Genomic DNA, 1,056 nt, shown 5'->3' with positions numbered 1-1,056 from the left:
CGTAGGTGCTGCCACCGGTCGCCGGTGCCTGCGAACCGGCCGCCGGCGCCCGCGCCGTCGGCCGGTTCGCAGGCACCGGCGACCGGTGGCAGCACCTACGTGACCCCGCTGGTGCGCAAGCTCGCCAAGGACCTCGGCGTCGACCTGTCGTCGCTGACCGGCACCGGCGTGGGTGGCCGCATCCGCAAGCAGGACGTCCAGGAGGCGGCCGAGGCGGCGAAGGCCGCGGCCGCGAAGGCCGCCGAGCCCGCTCCCGCGGCGGCTGCGGACAAGCCCGCGGCGAAGCCGGCCCCGGCGGTGGAGGTCTCGGCCAAGCGCGGGACCACCGAGAAGATGTCGCGCCTGCGCAAGGTCATCGCCCAGCGCATGAAGGAGTCGCTGCAGAACTCCGCGCAGCTGACCACCGTCATCGAGGTCGACGTCACCAGGGTCGCGCAGCTGCGCGCCCGGGCCAAGGACGGCTTCGCGGCGACCGAGGGCGCCAAGCTGACGTTCCTGCCGTTCTTCGTGAAGGCCGCGGTCGAGGCGCTCAAGCAGCACCCCTCGCTCAACGCCAGCATCGACGGCGAGAACATCGTCTACCACGGCACCGAGAACATCTCGATGGCGGTGGACACCCCCAAGGGCCTCATCACCCCCGTCATCAAGGACGCGGGCGACCTGAACCTCGGTGGGCTGGCGCGCAAGATCGCCGACCTCGCGGCCCGCACCCGGGCCAGCAAGATCACTCCGGACGACCTGTCCGGCGGCACGTTCACCATCACCAACACCGGCAGCATCGGGGCCCTGTTCGACACCCCGATCCTCAACGCGCCGCAGGTCGCCATCCTCGGCACCGGTGCGATCGTCAAGCGGCCCGTCGTCCTGACGGTCGACGGCCAGGAGACCATCGCGATCCGCTCGATGATGTACCTGGCGCTGTCCTACGACCACCAGATCGTCGACGGCGCCGACGCGGCCCGCTTCCTGCAGACCGTCAAGAAGCGCATCGAGGGCGGGGAGTTCGAGGGCGAGCTCGGTCTCTGACCACCGCCCCGGCGCCGTTCCCCCGAGCCC

Annotated in this window: 1 protein-coding gene; it reads left to right on the top strand. The window is 71.5% G+C overall.

The window, feature by feature from the left end; genetic code table 11:
- On the top strand, window positions 1-1,026 hold a 1,026-nt coding region (gene sucB, locus GTQ99_RS23530), incomplete at its 5' end, for a 2-oxoglutarate dehydrogenase, E2 component, dihydrolipoamide succinyltransferase (protein WP_166618057.1).
- Window positions 1,027-1,056 lie beyond the last annotated feature (30 nt).

The sequence above is a fragment of the Kineococcus vitellinus genome, from assembly GCF_009906315.1.
Classification (GTDB): domain Bacteria; phylum Actinomycetota; class Actinomycetes; order Actinomycetales; family Kineococcaceae; genus Kineococcus; species Kineococcus vitellinus.
Note: the sequence above shows the minus strand (reverse complement) of the source record. Positions and strands in the feature narration are given on the sequence as shown.